We start from the raw sequence: 14,680 nt of genomic DNA, 5'->3' as shown, positions 1-14,680 counted from the left end.
GGGGGTAGCGACTACCAGCGGTAGTGCGCGAAGGCCTTGTTGGACTCGGCCATCTTGTGGGTGTCCTCACGCTTCTTGACGGCAGCGCCAAGACCGTTCGAGGCGTCGAGCAGCTCGTTCATCAGCCGCTCGGTCATCGTCTTCTCGCGGCGGGCGCGGGAGTAACCCACGACCCAGCGGAGCGCCAGGGTGGCGGCACGACCGGGCTTGACCTCGATCGGCACCTGGTAGGTGGCGCCACCGACACGGCGGGACTTGACCTCAAGCGAGGGCTTGACGTTCTCCAGCGCGCGCTTCAGCGTGATGACCGGGTCGGCGCCGGTCTTCTCACGAAGACCCTCCATGGCGCCGTACACGATCCGCTCGGCGGTGGAACGCTTGCCGTCGAGCAGGATCTTGTTGATCAGCGACGTGACAAGAGGAGAGTTGTAGACCGGGTCGATGATGACCGGGCGCTTCGGGGCGGGGCCCTTACGAGGCATTCTTACTTCTCCTTCTTGGCGCCGTAGCGGCTGCGGGCCTGCTTGCGGTTCTTGACACCCTGGGTGTCGAGCGAGCCACGGATGATCTTGTAACGAACACCCGGCAGGTCCTTCACACGGCCACCACGCACGAGCACGATGGAGTGCTCCTGGAGGTTGTGTCCCTCACCCGGGATGTAGGCCGTGACCTCGATGCCCGAGGTCAGACGCACACGTGCGACCTTCCGGAGCGCGGAGTTCGGCTTCTTCGGGGTGGTCGTGAACACGCGCGTGCAGACGCCGCGGCGCTGGGGCGAACCCTCGAGTGCGGGCGTCTTGTTCTTCTCGACCTTGTCCTGCCGGCCCTTCCGGACCAGCTGCTGGATCGTAGGCACTACTTCTCCGGTTTCTGTGTGCCGTCGGTGAAACTAACCTGGAACGTCGCCGACCCACGCGGTCGGGTGTGTCGAATCCTGCGAGCCCGTACCGGAACGGTATGAGGAGCACGGATCACGGTGGCCGAAGACAGGCTCGCCATGCGGTTGAGGACACGCACGCGAACCCAGGCACACCCCAGGCACAAGGTCTGAGCGTACCTACCTCACGGACCTGGGTCAAAACAAATGGCGTCCGGCCCGGGCGGCCGGCCCGCGCGCCCGGCTTGTCCCGACCCGTACGGATGCCTCAAGGCCCCCTGAGAGCGCCTCTGCGGCCGTACGGGCCCGCACGGGGCCCCGGGGAGCCTCGCCGTCCGGCCCGCCCCTGTGACGTATCACACGCCGAAGGGCGGCCGCCCCGGATGTCCGGGACGACCGCCCTTCGGGCGTATCAAGCGACTCGCTTACTGGTTGTACGGACCGTAGTCGTAGTCCTCCAGCGGAACGGCCTGGCCGGAGCCGGTGCCGAACGGCGAGTAGTCGATGTCGTCGTAGCCGACGGCCGAGTACATCGCGGCCTTGGCCTCCTCGGTCGGCTCGACCCGGATGTTGCGGTAGCGGGACAGGCCCGTACCGGCCGGGATGAGCTTACCGATGATGACGTTCTCCTTGAGGCCGATCAGGGAGTCGGACTTGGCGTTGATCGCCGCGTCCGTCAGGACCCTGGTCGTCTCCTGGAAGGAGGCCGCGGACAGCCACGACTCCGTCGCCAGCGACGCCTTGGTGATACCCATCAGCTGCGGACGGCCGGAGGCGGGGTGACCGCCCTCGGTGACCACACGACGGTTCTCGGTCTCGAACTTCGACCGCTCCACCAGCTCGCCCGGCAGCAGCTCCGCGTCGCCGGACTCGATGATCGTCACGCGGCGGAGCATCTGCCGGATGATGATCTCGATGTGCTTGTCGTGGATCGACACGCCCTGCGAGTTGTAGACCTTCTGGACCTCGCCGACCAGGTGGACCTGGACCGCGCGCTGGCCGAGGATGCGCAGCACGTCGTGCGGGTTGGTGGCACCCACGGTGAGCTTCTGGCCCACCTCGACGTGGTCGCCCTCGCCCACCAGGAGACGGGCGCGCTTCGAGATCGGGAAGGCGATCTCGTCGCTGCCGTCGTCCGGGGTGACGACGAGCTTCTTGGTCTTCTCGGTCTCCTCGATGCGGACCCGGCCCGCGGACTCGGAGATCGGGGCGACACCCTTGGGCGTACGCGCCTCGAAGAGCTCGACGACACGCGGCAGACCCTGGGTGATGTCGTCACCGGCCACACCACCGGTGTGGAAGGTACGCATCGTCAGCTGGGTGCCGGGCTCACCGATGGACTGGGCGGCGATGATGCCGACCGCCTCACCGATGTCGACCAGCTTGCCGGTGGCGAGCGAGCGCCCGTAGCAGAAGGCACAGGTGCCGACCGCGGACTCACAGGTCAGGACCGAGCGGGTCTTGACCTCCTCGACGCCGGCGCCCACCAGGGCGTCGATCAGGACGTCACCGAGGTCGACGTTGGCAGGCGCGATGACCTTGCCGTCCACCACGACGTCCTCGGCGAGCATGCGGGCGTAGACCGAGGTCTCGACGTCGTCCGTCTTGCGGAGGACACCGTCGGCACCCTTGACGGCGATCTTCAGCTTGAGGCCGCGGTCGGTGCCGCAGTCCTCCTCGCGAATGATCACGTCCTGCGAGACGTCCACCAGACGACGGGTCAGGTAACCCGAGTCGGCGGTACGCAGGGCGGTGTCCGCCAGACCCTTACGGGCACCGTGCGTGGAGATGAAGTACTCCAGAACGGTGAGGCCCTCACGGAAGGACGCCTTGATGGGACGCGGAATCGTCTCGTTCTTGGCGTTGGACACCAGACCACGCATACCGGCGATCTGACGCATCTGCATCATGTTTCCTCGGGCACCCGAGTCAACCATCATGAAGATGGGGTTCGTCTTGGGGAAGTTCTCGTTCATGGCCTCGGCAACCTCGTTGGTCGCCTTGGTCCAGATCGCGATGAGCTCCTGCGTGCGCTCGTCCTTGGTGATCAGACCGCGCTCGTACTGCTTCTGGACCTTCTCGTCCTGCTCCTCGTAGCCCTTGACGATGGCCTTCTTGGCCTCGGGCACGACGACGTCGGAGATGGCCACGGTGACGCCCGAACGGGTCGCCCAGTGGAAGCCGGCCGCCTTCAGGTTGTCGAGCGTCGCCGCCACGATGACCTTGGGGTAGCGCTCGGCGAGGTCGTTGACGATCTCGGAGAGCTGCTTCTTACCGACCGAGTAGTCCACGAACGGGTAGTCCTCGGGCAGCAGCTCGTTGAAGAGCGCGCGGCCCAGGCTCGTCCGCAGCCGGAAGGTGTCACCCGGCTGGTACTCGGGCTCGCCCTCCTCGGCGACCGGCGGCACCCAGCCACGCGGCGGGATGGTGCCCACCGGGAAGCGGATGTCGACGGACGACTGGAGCGCCAGCTCGCCGGCGTCGAACGCCATGATCGCCTCGGCCGCGGAACCGAACGCACGGCCCTCGCCCTTGGTGTCACGCAGCTCGCCGTCGGTGGTCAGGAAGAACAGACCCAGCACCATGTCCTGGGTCGGCATCGTGACCGGGCGGCCGTCGGCCGGCTTCAGGATGTTGTTCGAGGACAGCATCAGGATGCGGGCCTCGGCCTGCGCCTCCGCGGACAGCGGCAGGTGCACGGCCATCTGGTCACCGTCGAAGTCCGCGTTGAACGCGGTGCAGACGAGCGGGTGGATCTGGATGGCCTTGCCCTCGACCAGCTGCGGCTCGAACGCCTGGATGCCGAGGCGGTGCAGCGTGGGCGCACGGTTCAGCAGCACCGGGTGCTCGGCGATGACCTCTTCGAGGACGTCGTACACCACGGTGCGGCCGCGCTCGACCATGCGCTTGGCCGACTTGATGTTCTGCGCGTGGTTCAGGTCGACCAGGCGCTTCATCACGAACGGCTTGAAGAGCTCCAGCGCCATCGCCTTCGGCAGACCGCACTGGTGCAGCTTGAGCTGCGGACCGACGACGATCACGGAACGCGCGGAGTAGTCCACGCGCTTGCCGAGCAGGTTCTGACGGAAACGGCCCTGCTTGCCCTTCAGCATGTCGCTGAGGGACTTCAGCGGGCGGTTGCCCGGGCCGGTGACCGGACGGCCGCGACGACCGTTGTCGAAGAGGGCGTCCACGGCCTCCTGGAGCATGCGCTTCTCGTTGTTCACGATGATCTCGGGCGCGCCGAGGTCGAGAAGCCGCTTCAGGCGGTTGTTGCGGTTGATCACGCGGCGGTACAGGTCGTTCAGGTCGGAGGTCGCGAAGCGGCCACCGTCCAGCTGCACCATCGGACGCAGGTCCGGCGGGATGACCGGCACGCAGTCCAGCACCATGCCCTTGGGCTTGTTGCTGGTCTGGAGGAACGCGGAGACGACCTTGAGGCGCTTGAGCGCACGGGTCTTCTTCTGGCCCTTGCCGGTACGGATGATCTCGCGGAGGCGCTCGGCCTCCTCGTCCAGGTCGAAGGACTCCAGGCGCTTCTGGAGCGCGGCGGCGCCCATGCAGCCGTCGAAGTACGTGCCGAAGCGGTCACGCAGCTCGCGGTAGAGCAGCTCGTCGCCCTCCAGGTCCTGGACCTTGAGGTTCTTGAAGCGGCTCCACACCTCGTCGAGGCGGTCGATCTCGCGCTGCGCACGGTCGCGCAGCTGCTTCATCTCGCGCTCGGCACCTTCGCGCACCTTGCGGCGTACGTCGGCCTTGGCGCCCTCGGCCTCCAGCTCGGCCAGGTCGGATTCGAGCTTCTTGGCGCGGTTCTCCAGGTCGGAGTCGCGGCGGTTCTCGATCTGCTGGCGCTCGACGGAGACGTGGGCCTCCAGGGAGGGGAGGTCGCGGGTGCGGCGCTCCTCGTCCACGAACGTGATCATGTACGCGGCGAAGTAGATGACCTTCTCAAGGTCCTTCGGCGCGAGGTCCAGCAGGTAGCCCAGGCGCGACGGGACGCCCTTGAAGTACCAGATGTGGGTGACGGGAGCAGCGAGCTCGATGTGGCCCATGCGCTCGCGGCGCACCTTGGCGCGCGTGACCTCGACGCCACAGCGCTCACAGATGATGCCCTTGAAGCGGACACGCTTGTACTTGCCGCAGTAGCACTCCCAGTCCCGGGTCGGACCGAAGATCTTCTCGCAGAAGAGTCCGTCCTTTTCGGGCTTGAGGGTGCGGTAGTTGATGGTCTCCGGCTTCTTGACCTCGCCGTGGGACCAGGTCCGGATGTCGTCCGCGGTGGCAAGGCCGATCCGCAGCTCGTCGAAGAAGTTGACGTCGAGCACTTGTCGTCAATCCCTCTTTCGGGGGTTCGAGCCCCCTCGCGTCACGCGAGTAAATCGGGGCACTTCAGCAATGGTCTGAACGGGTCCGGGGAGAGCCGGCCGGATCACGGGGATCCGGCCGGCCAACCCGTCAGACCTCTTCGACGCTGCTCGGCTCGCGCCGGGACAGGTCGATACCGAGCTCCTCCGCCGCGCGGAAGACGTCCTCGTCCGTGTCGCGCATCTCGATGGACATGCCGTCCGAGGACAGCACCTCCACGTTGAGGCAGAGCGACTGCATTTCCTTGATGAGCACCTTGAAGGACTCGGGAATGCCCGGCTCGGGGATGTTCTCGCCCTTGACGATCGCCTCGTAGACCTTCACACGGCCGGTGACGTCGTCGGACTTGATCGTCAGCAGTTCCTGGAGGGCGTAAGCGGCGCCGTAAGCCTCAAGGGCCCACACCTCCATCTCACCGAATCGCTGCCCACCGAACTGCGCCTTACCACCCAGCGGCTGCTGCGTGATCATGGAGTACGGGCCGGTCGAGCGGGCGTGGAGCTTGTCGTCGACCAGGTGGTGCAGCTTGAGGATGTACATGTAGCCGACCGAGACCGGGTCCGGGAACGGCTCGCCGGAGCGGCCGTCGAACAGCTTGGCCTTGCCGGAGGGCTGCACCAGACGCATGCCGTCGCGGTTCGGGATCGTGGCCTCGAAGAGACCGGAGATCTCGTCCTCGCGCGCGCCGTCGAAGACGGGCGTGGCGACGTTGGTGCCGGGGGCGACCTGGTCGGCGCCGATGGCCTGGAGGCGCTTGGCCCACTCGTCACCGAGGCCGGAGACGTCCCAGCCGCGGCTGGCGAGCCAGCCGAGGTGGATCTCCAGGACCTGTCCCGGGTTCATTCGGGACGGGACACCCAGCGGGTTGAGGATGATGTCGACCGGGGTGCCGTCCTCCAGGAACGGCATGTCCTCGATCGGCAGGATCTTCGAGATGACGCCCTTGTTGCCGTGCCGGCCGGCGAGCTTGTCACCGTCGGTGATCTTGCGCTTCTGCGCGACGTAGACGCGGACCAGCTGGTTCACGCCCGGCGGCAGCTCGTCGCCCTCTTCGCGGTCGAAGACGCGGACGCCGATGACCTTGCCGATCTCGCCGTGCGGCACCTTCAGCGAGGTGTCGCGGACCTCGCGCGCCTTCTCACCGAAGATCGCGCGGAGCAGGCGCTCCTCGGGGGTCAGCTCGGTCTCGCCCTTGGGCGTGACCTTGCCGACGAGGATGTCGCCGGCGACGACCTCGGCACCGATACGGATGATGCCGCGCTCGTCCAGGTCGGCGAGGACCTCCTCGGAGACGTTCGGGATGTCCCGGGTGATCTCCTCGGGGCCGAGCTTGGTGTCACGGGCGTCGACCTCGTGCTCCTCGATGTGGATCGAGGAGAGGACGTCGTCCTGCACGAGGCGCTGCGACAGGATGATCGCGTCCTCGTAGTTGTGACCCTCCCACGGCATGAACGCCACGAGCAGGTTCTTGCCGAGCGCCATCTCACCGAACTCGGTGGCCGGGCCGTCGGCGAGAACCTGGCCCTCGATGACGCGGTCGCCCTCGGAGACGACGACCTTCTGGTTGACCGAGGTGCCCTGGTTGGAGCGCATGAACTTGGCGATGCGGTACGTGGTGTACGTACCGTCGTCGTTCGTGACGGTGATGTAGTCCGCGGAGACCTCCTGGACCACACCGTCCTTCTCGGCCTTCAGCACGTCACCGGCGTCGGTGGCGCAGCGGTACTCCATGCCGGTGCCGACGAGCGGCGCCTCGCTCTTGATGAGCGGAACGGCCTGGCGCATCATGTTCGCGCCCATGAGGGCACGGTTGGCGTCGTCGTGCTCCAGGAAGGGGATCATCGCGGTCGCGACGGACACCATCTGGCGCGGCGAGACGTCCATGTAGTCGACCTCGCCACCGGGGACGTAGTCGACCTCGCCGCCACGACGGCGGACCAGGACGCGGGGCTCGGTGAAGCGCAGGTCGTCGGAGAGCGTCGCGTTCGCCTGAGCGATGACGAAACGGTCTTCCTCGTCGGCGGTGACGTAGTCGACCTCGTCGGTGACCTGGCCGTCGACCACCTTGCGGTACGGCGTCTCGATGAAGCCGAACGCGTTGACGCGGCCGTACGAGGCGAGCGAACCGATCAGACCGATGTTCGGGCCTTCGGGGGTCTCGATCGGGCACATGCGTCCGTAGTGGGACGGGTGCACGTCTCGAACCTCGAAGCCGGCCCGCTCACGGGAGAGACCACCCGGGCCAAGAGCCGACAGACGGCGCTTGTGGGTGAGACCCGACAGCGGGTTGTTCTGGTCCATGAACTGCGACAGCTGGCTGGTGCCGAAGAACTCCTTGATGGAGGCGACGACCGGCCGGATGTTGATCAGGGTCTGCGGCGTGATCGCCTCGACGTCCTGGGTGGTCATGCGCTCGCGCACGACGCGCTCCATACGGGCGAGACCCGTACGGACCTGGTTCTGGATGAGCTCGCCGACGTTGCGCAGGCGGCGGTTGCCGAAGTGGTCGATGTCGTCGGTCTCGACGACGATCGTCCGGCCGGACTCGCCGACCGTCTCGGTCTCACCGGCGTGCAGCTTGACCAGGTACTTGATGGTCGCGATGACGTCGTCGGTGGTGAGCACGCCGGCGTCCAGCGGCTCGTCCGCGCCGAGCTTCTTGTTCACCTTGTAGCGGCCGACCTTCGCGAGGTCGTAGCGCTTCGGGTTGAAGTAGAGGTTCTCCAGCAGCGTCTGAGCGGCCTCGCGGGTGGGCGGCTCGCCCGGGCGGAGCTTGCGGTAGATGTCGAGCAGCGCGTCGTCCTGGCCCTGGGTGTGGTCCTTCTCCAGGGTGGCGCGCATGGACTCGTACTCGCCGAACTCCTCAAGGATCTGCTCGGTGCTCCAGCCGAGCGCCTTCAGGAGGACGGTGACCGACTGCTTGCGCTTACGGTCGATGCGGACACCGACCATGTCGCGCTTGTCGATCTCCATCTCCAGCCAGGCACCCCGGGAGGGGATGATCTTGGCGGAGAAGATGTCCTTGTCGGACGTCTTGTCGATCGAGGAGTCGAAGTAGACACCCGGCGAGCGGACCAGCTGCGACACCACGACACGCTCGGTGCCGTTGATGACGAAGGTGCCCTTGTTGGTCATGAGCGGGAAGTCGCCCATGAAGACCGTCTGGGACTTGATCTCGCCGGTCTCGTTGTTGGTGAACTCGGCCGTGACGAAGAGCGGGGCGGCGAACGTGAAGTCGCGCTCCTTGCACTCGTCGATCGAGTTCTTGGGGGGCTCGAAGCGGTGGTCGCGGAACGTGAGCGACATCGACCCGGAGAAGTCCTCGATCGGAGAGATCTCCTCGAAGATCTCCTCCAGGCCGGACTTGGTGGGGACGTCTTGTCCACTGTCCAGAGCAGCCTCGACGCGAGCCTTCCAGGCGGCGTTGCCGAGGAGCCAGTCAAAGCTCTCGGTCTGCAGCGCGAGGAGGTTCGGAACCTCGAGGGGCTCCTTGATCTTTGCAAAAGAGATGCGCAGCGGGGCGGTGCTGGCGCCGTTGTTCGTATTCGCGGTCGAGGCGTTGCGCGAGGCGGCCAAGAGGGGGTCCTTCCGAGGGCTCGGACTCACTACGCGCGTACCGGTCCCAAATTGGACATGAGGGCAGAAAATCCCAGGTCAGGGATGATCTGTCCACGATGCTCAAGATGGGTATGCCCCTGGTGACGGGCAGGAGGCAGCTAACAGGCAGCGCAAAGGGTCAGTGTAGCCAAGTGCCACACTGATGTCCAGTCGGGGTTTTCAGAGACCCACGTTGCTCTCAACAGCTCTTCTCAACACCTATGTCCAGCCCTGCGCGAGGTGCGCCCTTCCTTACTGCCCGCTTCGCCATCGATCCATGCCTCGGATTCGGATCGATTCGACGACGCGCCTTGAGAATTGCGCGCCGCGTGCGGTTCGTCAAGGGCCCCCTCGGCCCCGGCCGCCCTCGGGCCTCGCGAGAGGCGCACGGCGAAGATCACCATACTCGTCAACGCGGGAAGGGCAAGGCACCCTCCTCCGGTACGCCGAAAGGCGATCACCCGTACGGGTGATCGCCTTTCGCGATGTGACTCCGCGCCTCGCGGCACGGGGGTCCTGAGGAGTCAGACGACTCCTCGGGTCACTTGACCTCGACGGAGGCGCCGGCGCCCTTGAGGGACTCGGCAGCCTTCTCCGCGGCGTCCTTCGCGACCTTCTCCAGGACGGGCTTCGGGGCGCCGTCCACCAGGTCCTTGGCCTCCTTCAGGCCGAGGGAGGTCAGCTCGCGCACGACCTTGATGACCTGGATCTTCTTGTCACCGGCGGCGGTGAGGATGACGTCGAACTCGTCCTTCTCCTCAACGGCCTCGGCGGTGGCGCCCGGGCCGGCGGGGCCCGCGACGGCGACGGCCGCGGCGGCGGTGACGTCGAACTTCTCCTCGAAGGCCTTCACGAACTCGGCGAGCTCGATGAGGGTGAGCTCCTCGAACTGAGCGAGCAGGTCTTCCTGGGACAGCTTCGCCATGACAGGCGTCCTTCCACTATTCGGCAGGTGCCGGATGTATGTGTCGGCGGGCGTACACGGTGCCCGCTGGACCGCTGAGCGTGATTACTCGGCGGCCTCGGCGGGAGCCGGCGTACCGGCACCGCCCTGCTCCTCCAGCTTGACGCGAAGCGCTTCCGCGGTGCGGACGAACTTCGACGGCAGCGCCTGGAAGAGCTGCGCAGCCTGAGTCTGCTTGCCCTTCATGGCACCGGCCAGCTTGGCGAGCAGAACCTCGCGGGACTCAAGGTCCGCGAGCTGCTTGATGTCATCGGCGGACAGCGCCTTGCCGTCAAGGACACCGCCCTTGATGATCAGGTTCGGGTTGTCCTTGGCGAAGTCACGAAGACCCTTCGCCGACTCCACCGGGTCACCGGTGACGAAGGCAACCGCCGTCGGACCTGCGAACAGGTCGTCCAGCGTGTCGATCCCGGCCTCGTTGGCCGCAATCTTGGTCAGCGTGTTCTTCACCACGGCGTACTGGGCGTTCTCACCGAGCGAACGGCGCAGCTGCTTGAGCTGTGCCACGGTGAGACCCCGGTACTCGGTCAGCACGGCGGCGTTCGAGCTGCGGAACTGGTCCGCGAGCTCGGCTACCGCAGCAGCCTTGTCGGGCCTAGCCATAGCGTCGGCCTCCTTCCGGGTGATGAGGACCGCTCGAAAGGGACCGGAAAGACGAAACGCCCCGGCGCAGGCGCCAGGGCGTAGCTCGACCGAACGAAGTCCGGGAGCTCTCCACAGTCACCTGCGCAGGTCGTCCGCATCAACGGAGCCTTCGGTTGCCTGAATCCATCGCAGATTCAAGAAACGACCAGCGGTCTTTGGCTTCCTCAGGAGAGTACGCGACTCGGGTCGCGCCGGGCAAGTCCGTCCCGCTTCGGGTGGTGCGGGGAGGTTTGAACTCGCCGGAACCGGGTTACGAAGCGGCTCCCTGCTGCTGCTTCATCAGCTCGGCGAAGTCGACGGTCTCGGCGGCCGGCGGGCGCTCGACGGAGACCTTGGTGCCGTAGTCGCTGTAGTACACCGTGGAGTTGAGCTCGCCGGTCTTCATCTCGCCGCGCTCGGTCTTCTTGACCAGCAGGTCGTTGTCGTCGACCCATATGTCGACGGTCTCCGTGGTGACGCCCGCGTCCGCCAGCTGCTTCTTGAGGGCGTCGATCTCGTCGGCGCCGAGGCTGCTGTTCTTGGCGGTCAGGGCGGCGACGTCGACCGTGCCCGCGTAGTGCGTGGTGCTGACGCCGCGGACGTCCTCCTTGCCGACCTTCTTCACGTCGCCGGAGGCCAGCAGCGACTTCACGCCCTGCTCGGGGGTGCTGTTCTGCATCTGGTCCTTCAGCGCCGCCCCCGAGGCGCCGGCCATCTTCTCCAGGTCGTCGTAGCTGTAGCTGATCCAGCGCTTGCCGCCGGTCTGCTGGGACATGGCCTCGCCCATGTCCGCCGCGTACCCGTCCTTGAAGTAGCGGGCCTCCATGGTGCCGCTGCCGCCGGCCTGCTTCATGGCGTCGGCCATGGTGCCGCCGGTGTACGTGATTTTCATGGAGCCGGTGATCCCGTCGGACCAGTCCATGACACCCGACTGCTTCATGGACATCGCGCTGCCCATGCTGGTCTCGCCCTCGACCCGGGCCGAGTGCGCCTGGCCGGTCTTCTTCTGGACGGCGACCAGCGCGGCGATCGGGTCGACCTTCGCCACGGAGCGGGCGGCGCTGTCCTTCTTGGCGCCGTCCTTGCCGCCCCCGTCGTCCGAGCCGCCACAGGCCGCGACCGAGGTCAGCGCCGCGGCCACAGCGACGGACAGGCCCACGCGCCGTACGGTATTGGTCAGCATCTGAGATTCCACCCCTCGTTCGACTCTCGGTCACCCACGCTAACGCAGGGCTCCGACAGTCATGTCCACGTACGAATGAGGACGGGCCCCGCACCTCGAAAGGTTGCGGGGCCCGTCCCATGTCACACGTAACACGACGGTCGTACGAGCGCGGAGGCTCAGACGGCGGCCGGGTCCTCCTCGACGAGGAGGTTACGGGTGCGGTTGGAGTCCAGCGGGATGCCGGGGCCCATCGTGGTCGCCAGGGCGGCCTTCTTGATGTAGCGGCCCTTCGCCGCGGACGGCTTGAGGCGGAGGACCTCTTCCAGCGCCGCTGCGTAGTTCTCCACCAGCTTGGTCTCGTCGAAGGAGACCTTGCCGATGATGAAGTGCAGGTTCGAGTGCTTGTCGACGCGGAACTCGATCTTGCCGCCCTTGATGTCGTTGACAGCCTTCACGACATCGGGGGTGACCGTACCGGTCTTCGGGTTCGGCATCAGACCACGCGGACCGAGCACGCGGCCGAGGCGGCCGACCTTGCCCATGAGGTCCGGGGTCGCGACGACGGCGTCGAAGTCCAGACGGCCCTTCGCCACCTCGTCGATGAGCTCGTCGGAGCCGACGATGTCGGCGCCGGCGGCTTCCGCGGCCGCAGCACGGTCACCGGTCGCGAAGACCAGGACCCGGGCGGTCTTGCCGGTGCCGTGCGGGAGGTTCACGGTGCCGCGGACCATCTGGTCGGCCTTGCGCGGGTCGACACCCAGGCGGAAGGCGACCTCGACGGTGCCGTCGAACTTCGTGGTGGCGGTCTCCTTGGCGATACGGACGGCCTCAAGCGGGGCGTACAGGCGCTCCCGGTCGATCTTGGCGTCCGCAGCGCGGAGGTTCTTGCTGCGCTTCACTTCTACTCCTGATGGTTTCAGAGTGTGGAGTCGTGGTGCGGACCAGCGCCGGTCCTACCACTGAGGGCGTGGGGCTGAATCAGCCTTCGACCGTGATGCCCATGGAACGGGCGGTGCCGGCGATGATCTTCGACGCGGCGTCGAGGTCGTTGGCGTTCAGGTCGGGGAGCTTCGTCGTGGCGATCTCGCGGACCTGGGCAGCCGTCAGCTTGGCGACCTTGGTCTTGTGCGGCTCGCCGGAGCCCTTCTCCACACCCGCGGCCTTGAGGATCAGCTTGGCGGCCGGCGGAGTCTTGGTGATGAAGGTGAAGGAGCGGTCCTCGTAGACCGTGATCTCCACCGGCACGACCATGCCACGCTGCGACTCGGTCGCGGCGTTGTAGGCCTTGCAGAACTCCATGATGTTGACGCCGTGCTGACCCAGTGCGGGGCCGACCGGCGGGGCCGGGTTGGCCGCACCGGCGTTGATCTGGAGCTTGATAAGCCCCGTGACCTTCTTCTTCTTGGGAGGCATGTGCTCTCTCCGGGTCCTAGTGAGAGTTTTCGCCTTCATCCGGTCATCCGGATGCAGGCATACCGCACAACGATAACGGGTATAGCCGTGCGACCAAAAACCAAGCAGGTCAGACCGGCTGCGGGAGCCTGTCTGACCTGCTCGGTAGGCATGTGTCCAGAAACGGGCGGAAAGCTCAGTTCTTCTGGATCTGGTCGAAGCTCAGCTCGACCGGGGTCTCGCGACCGAAGATCTCGACGAGGCCCTTGACCTTCTTCGAGTCGGCGTTGATCTCGTTGATCGTCGCCTGGAGCGTCGCGAACGGGCCGTCGGTGACGGTGACCGAGTCGCCGACCTCGAAGTCCAGCACCTGGACCTCGACCTTACGGGCCGGAGCCGGCTTGCCCTCGGCCTCGGCGGCCTCGCGGGCTGCCTTCTCCTCGGCCTCCGGGGCGAGCATCTTGACGATCTCGTCCAGCGTCAGCGGGTACGGGTCGTAGGCGTTGCCCACGAAGCCGGTGACACCGGGGGTGTTGCGGACGACGCCCCAGGACTCGTTCGTCAGGTCCATGCGCACCAGGACGTAGCCCGGGAGCTTGTTCTGGCGGACGTTCTTGCGCTCGCCGTTCTTGATCTGGACGATTTCCTCCTCAGGCACCTCGGCCTGATAGATGAACTCCTCCACGTTCAGCGAGACGGCGCGCTGCTCCAGGTTGGCCTTCACACGCTTCTCGTAACCGGCGTACGTGTGGATGACGTACCACTCGCCCGGCAGCCCGCGAAGCTCCTCGCGCAGGGCCGTGACGGGGTCGACGGGCTCGGCCGGCTCGGCCTCCTCCTCGTCGGCCGCGTCCGCGGTCTCCTCGGCGGTGTCCTCGGACGCCTCGTCGGCGGCCTCAGGGGCCTCGTCGGCGTCGGCGGCCTCGGCCTGGTCCGACTCCTCGGCGTCCGCCGCCTCGACGATGTCGAGCTCGTCCTCGGCGGACTCGAAGGCGCCCGCCGTCGGCTCGACGGCGTCGTTCAGGTTCGGGTCAGACACGGTGGCTTCTTCCTGAATACATATGGGTGGAACATGCGAAAGGGGCGCCCATCAGGCGCCCTTCGCGTGGATCAGCCGAAGACGTACTTGATGACCCGCGCGAAACCGAAGTCAATCACGGTTACGAGGCCGATCATGACGACGACGAACGCAATCACCACAGTGGTGTACGTCGTCAGCTGGTTGCGCGTCGGCCAGACGACCTTGCGGAGCTCCGCGACGATCTGGCGGTAGAAGAGCGCGAGACGGCCCAGCGGGCCCTTCTTGCCGCGCTTGCCGCCCTTCCGAGTCTTCTTCTTGGACTCGGGGGCCTCGTCCTCGGCATCAGGCTTGTCGATGGAGCCCACGGCGTCCGTCACGCTTCTCACCTGATTCCGGGTCGTGGCCGTGCCGCGCCCGGTGGAGCCGCACGGCGGTGCATTGAAGTACGTACATGCGCACACATCCTGGCGAAGGAGTGTGTAGCAGGGCCGGAGGGACTTGAACCCCCAACCGCTGGTTTTGGAGACCAGTGCTCTACCAATTGAGCTACGACCCTTTGTGGATTCCACCAACCTACCGCATGCTCCCGGAAGACCCGAGTGCAGGAACGGTGCGGCTGGCGAAGGCCAACGACAGCAGAGTGTACGTGCTCAGCGGCCCGGCGTCGAACAGAAA

The 14,680-nt window shown here is 66.4% G+C and carries 11 protein-coding genes and 1 tRNA gene; all 12 read right to left on the bottom strand.

Annotation, left to right across the window (positions count from 1 at the left end; genetic code table 11):
- Positions 1-11: 11 nt before the first annotated feature.
- Complete coding sequence (gene rpsG, locus OG338_RS18130; protein WP_073964452.1) at positions 12-482, bottom strand: 30S ribosomal protein S7; 471 nt, start codon at positions 480-482, stop codon at positions 12-14.
- Positions 483-484: 2 nt separating this feature from the next.
- Positions 485-856 carry a 30S ribosomal protein S12 gene (gene rpsL / locus OG338_RS18125; RefSeq protein ID WP_003948652.1) on the bottom strand — a complete coding sequence of 124 codons (372 nt, stop codon included), beginning with the start codon at positions 854-856 and terminating at the stop codon, positions 485-487.
- 446 nt (positions 857-1,302) lie between these two features.
- On the bottom strand, positions 1,303-5,202 hold the full coding sequence (locus OG338_RS18120) for a DNA-directed RNA polymerase subunit beta' (protein WP_405938321.1): 3,900 nt from the start codon (positions 5,200-5,202) through the stop codon (positions 1,303-1,305).
- 130 nt (positions 5,203-5,332) lie between these two features.
- A complete protein-coding gene (gene rpoB, locus OG338_RS18115) occupies positions 5,333-8,818 on the bottom strand; it encodes a DNA-directed RNA polymerase subunit beta (RefSeq protein ID WP_018101256.1) in 3,486 nt (1,161 codons plus the stop codon).
- A gap of 562 nt (positions 8,819-9,380) precedes the next feature.
- Positions 9,381-9,764, bottom strand: coding sequence for a 50S ribosomal protein L7/L12 (rplL, locus tag OG338_RS18110; RefSeq protein ID WP_405938320.1), 384 nt, complete (start codon positions 9,762-9,764; stop codon positions 9,381-9,383).
- Positions 9,765-9,848: 84 nt separating this feature from the next.
- On the bottom strand, positions 9,849-10,406 hold the full coding sequence (rplJ, locus tag OG338_RS18105; protein WP_018101258.1) for a 50S ribosomal protein L10: 558 nt from the start codon (positions 10,404-10,406) through the stop codon (positions 9,849-9,851).
- 292 nt (positions 10,407-10,698) lie between these two features.
- Positions 10,699-11,610, bottom strand: a complete 912-nt coding sequence (locus tag OG338_RS18100; RefSeq protein ID WP_405938319.1) for a hypothetical protein — start codon at positions 11,608-11,610, stop codon at positions 10,699-10,701.
- Positions 11,611-11,768: 158 nt separating this feature from the next.
- Entirely contained in the window at positions 11,769-12,491 is a 723-nt protein-coding gene (rplA, locus tag OG338_RS18095; RefSeq protein WP_405938318.1) for a 50S ribosomal protein L1, read from the bottom strand.
- A 79-nt stretch (positions 12,492-12,570) separates the two neighbouring features.
- A complete protein-coding gene (rplK, locus tag OG338_RS18090; RefSeq protein WP_018101261.1) occupies positions 12,571-13,005 on the bottom strand; it encodes a 50S ribosomal protein L11 in 435 nt (144 codons plus the stop codon).
- A 175-nt stretch (positions 13,006-13,180) separates the two neighbouring features.
- Positions 13,181-14,023 carry a transcription termination/antitermination protein NusG gene (gene nusG / locus OG338_RS18085; protein ID WP_405938317.1) on the bottom strand — a complete coding sequence of 281 codons (843 nt, stop codon included), beginning with the start codon at positions 14,021-14,023 and terminating at the stop codon, positions 13,181-13,183.
- A gap of 71 nt (positions 14,024-14,094) precedes the next feature.
- Positions 14,095-14,382 carry a preprotein translocase subunit SecE gene (gene secE / locus OG338_RS18080; RefSeq protein ID WP_018101263.1) on the bottom strand — a complete coding sequence of 96 codons (288 nt, stop codon included), beginning with the start codon at positions 14,380-14,382 and terminating at the stop codon, positions 14,095-14,097.
- A 106-nt stretch (positions 14,383-14,488) separates the two neighbouring features.
- Positions 14,489-14,561 (bottom strand) — tRNA-Trp (locus tag OG338_RS18075).
- Positions 14,562-14,680 lie beyond the last annotated feature (119 nt).

This window comes from Streptomyces sp. NBC_00726 (assembly GCF_045161735.1).
Taxonomy (GTDB): domain Bacteria; phylum Actinomycetota; class Actinomycetes; order Streptomycetales; family Streptomycetaceae; genus Streptomyces.
This window is presented reverse-complemented; position numbering and strand designations above follow the sequence as displayed.

Bases quoted from the DNA above. Each gene is read 5' to 3' on its own strand.
- rpsG (WP_073964452.1), bottom strand. From the start codon at position 482: ATGCCTCGTAAGGGCCCCGCCCCGAAGCGCCCGGTCATCATCGACCCG.
- rplL (WP_405938320.1), bottom strand. From the start codon at position 9,764: ATGGCGAAGCTGTCCCAGGAAGACCTGCTCGCTCAGTTCGAGGAGCTC.
- rplJ (WP_018101258.1), bottom strand. From the start codon at position 10,406: ATGGCTAGGCCCGACAAGGCTGCTGCGGTAGCCGAGCTCGCGGACCAG.
- OG338_RS18100 (WP_405938319.1), bottom strand. From the start codon at position 11,610: ATGCTGACCAATACCGTACGGCGCGTGGGCCTGTCCGTCGCTGTGGCC.
- rplK (WP_018101261.1), bottom strand. From the start codon at position 13,005: ATGCCTCCCAAGAAGAAGAAGGTCACGGGGCTTATCAAGCTCCAGATC.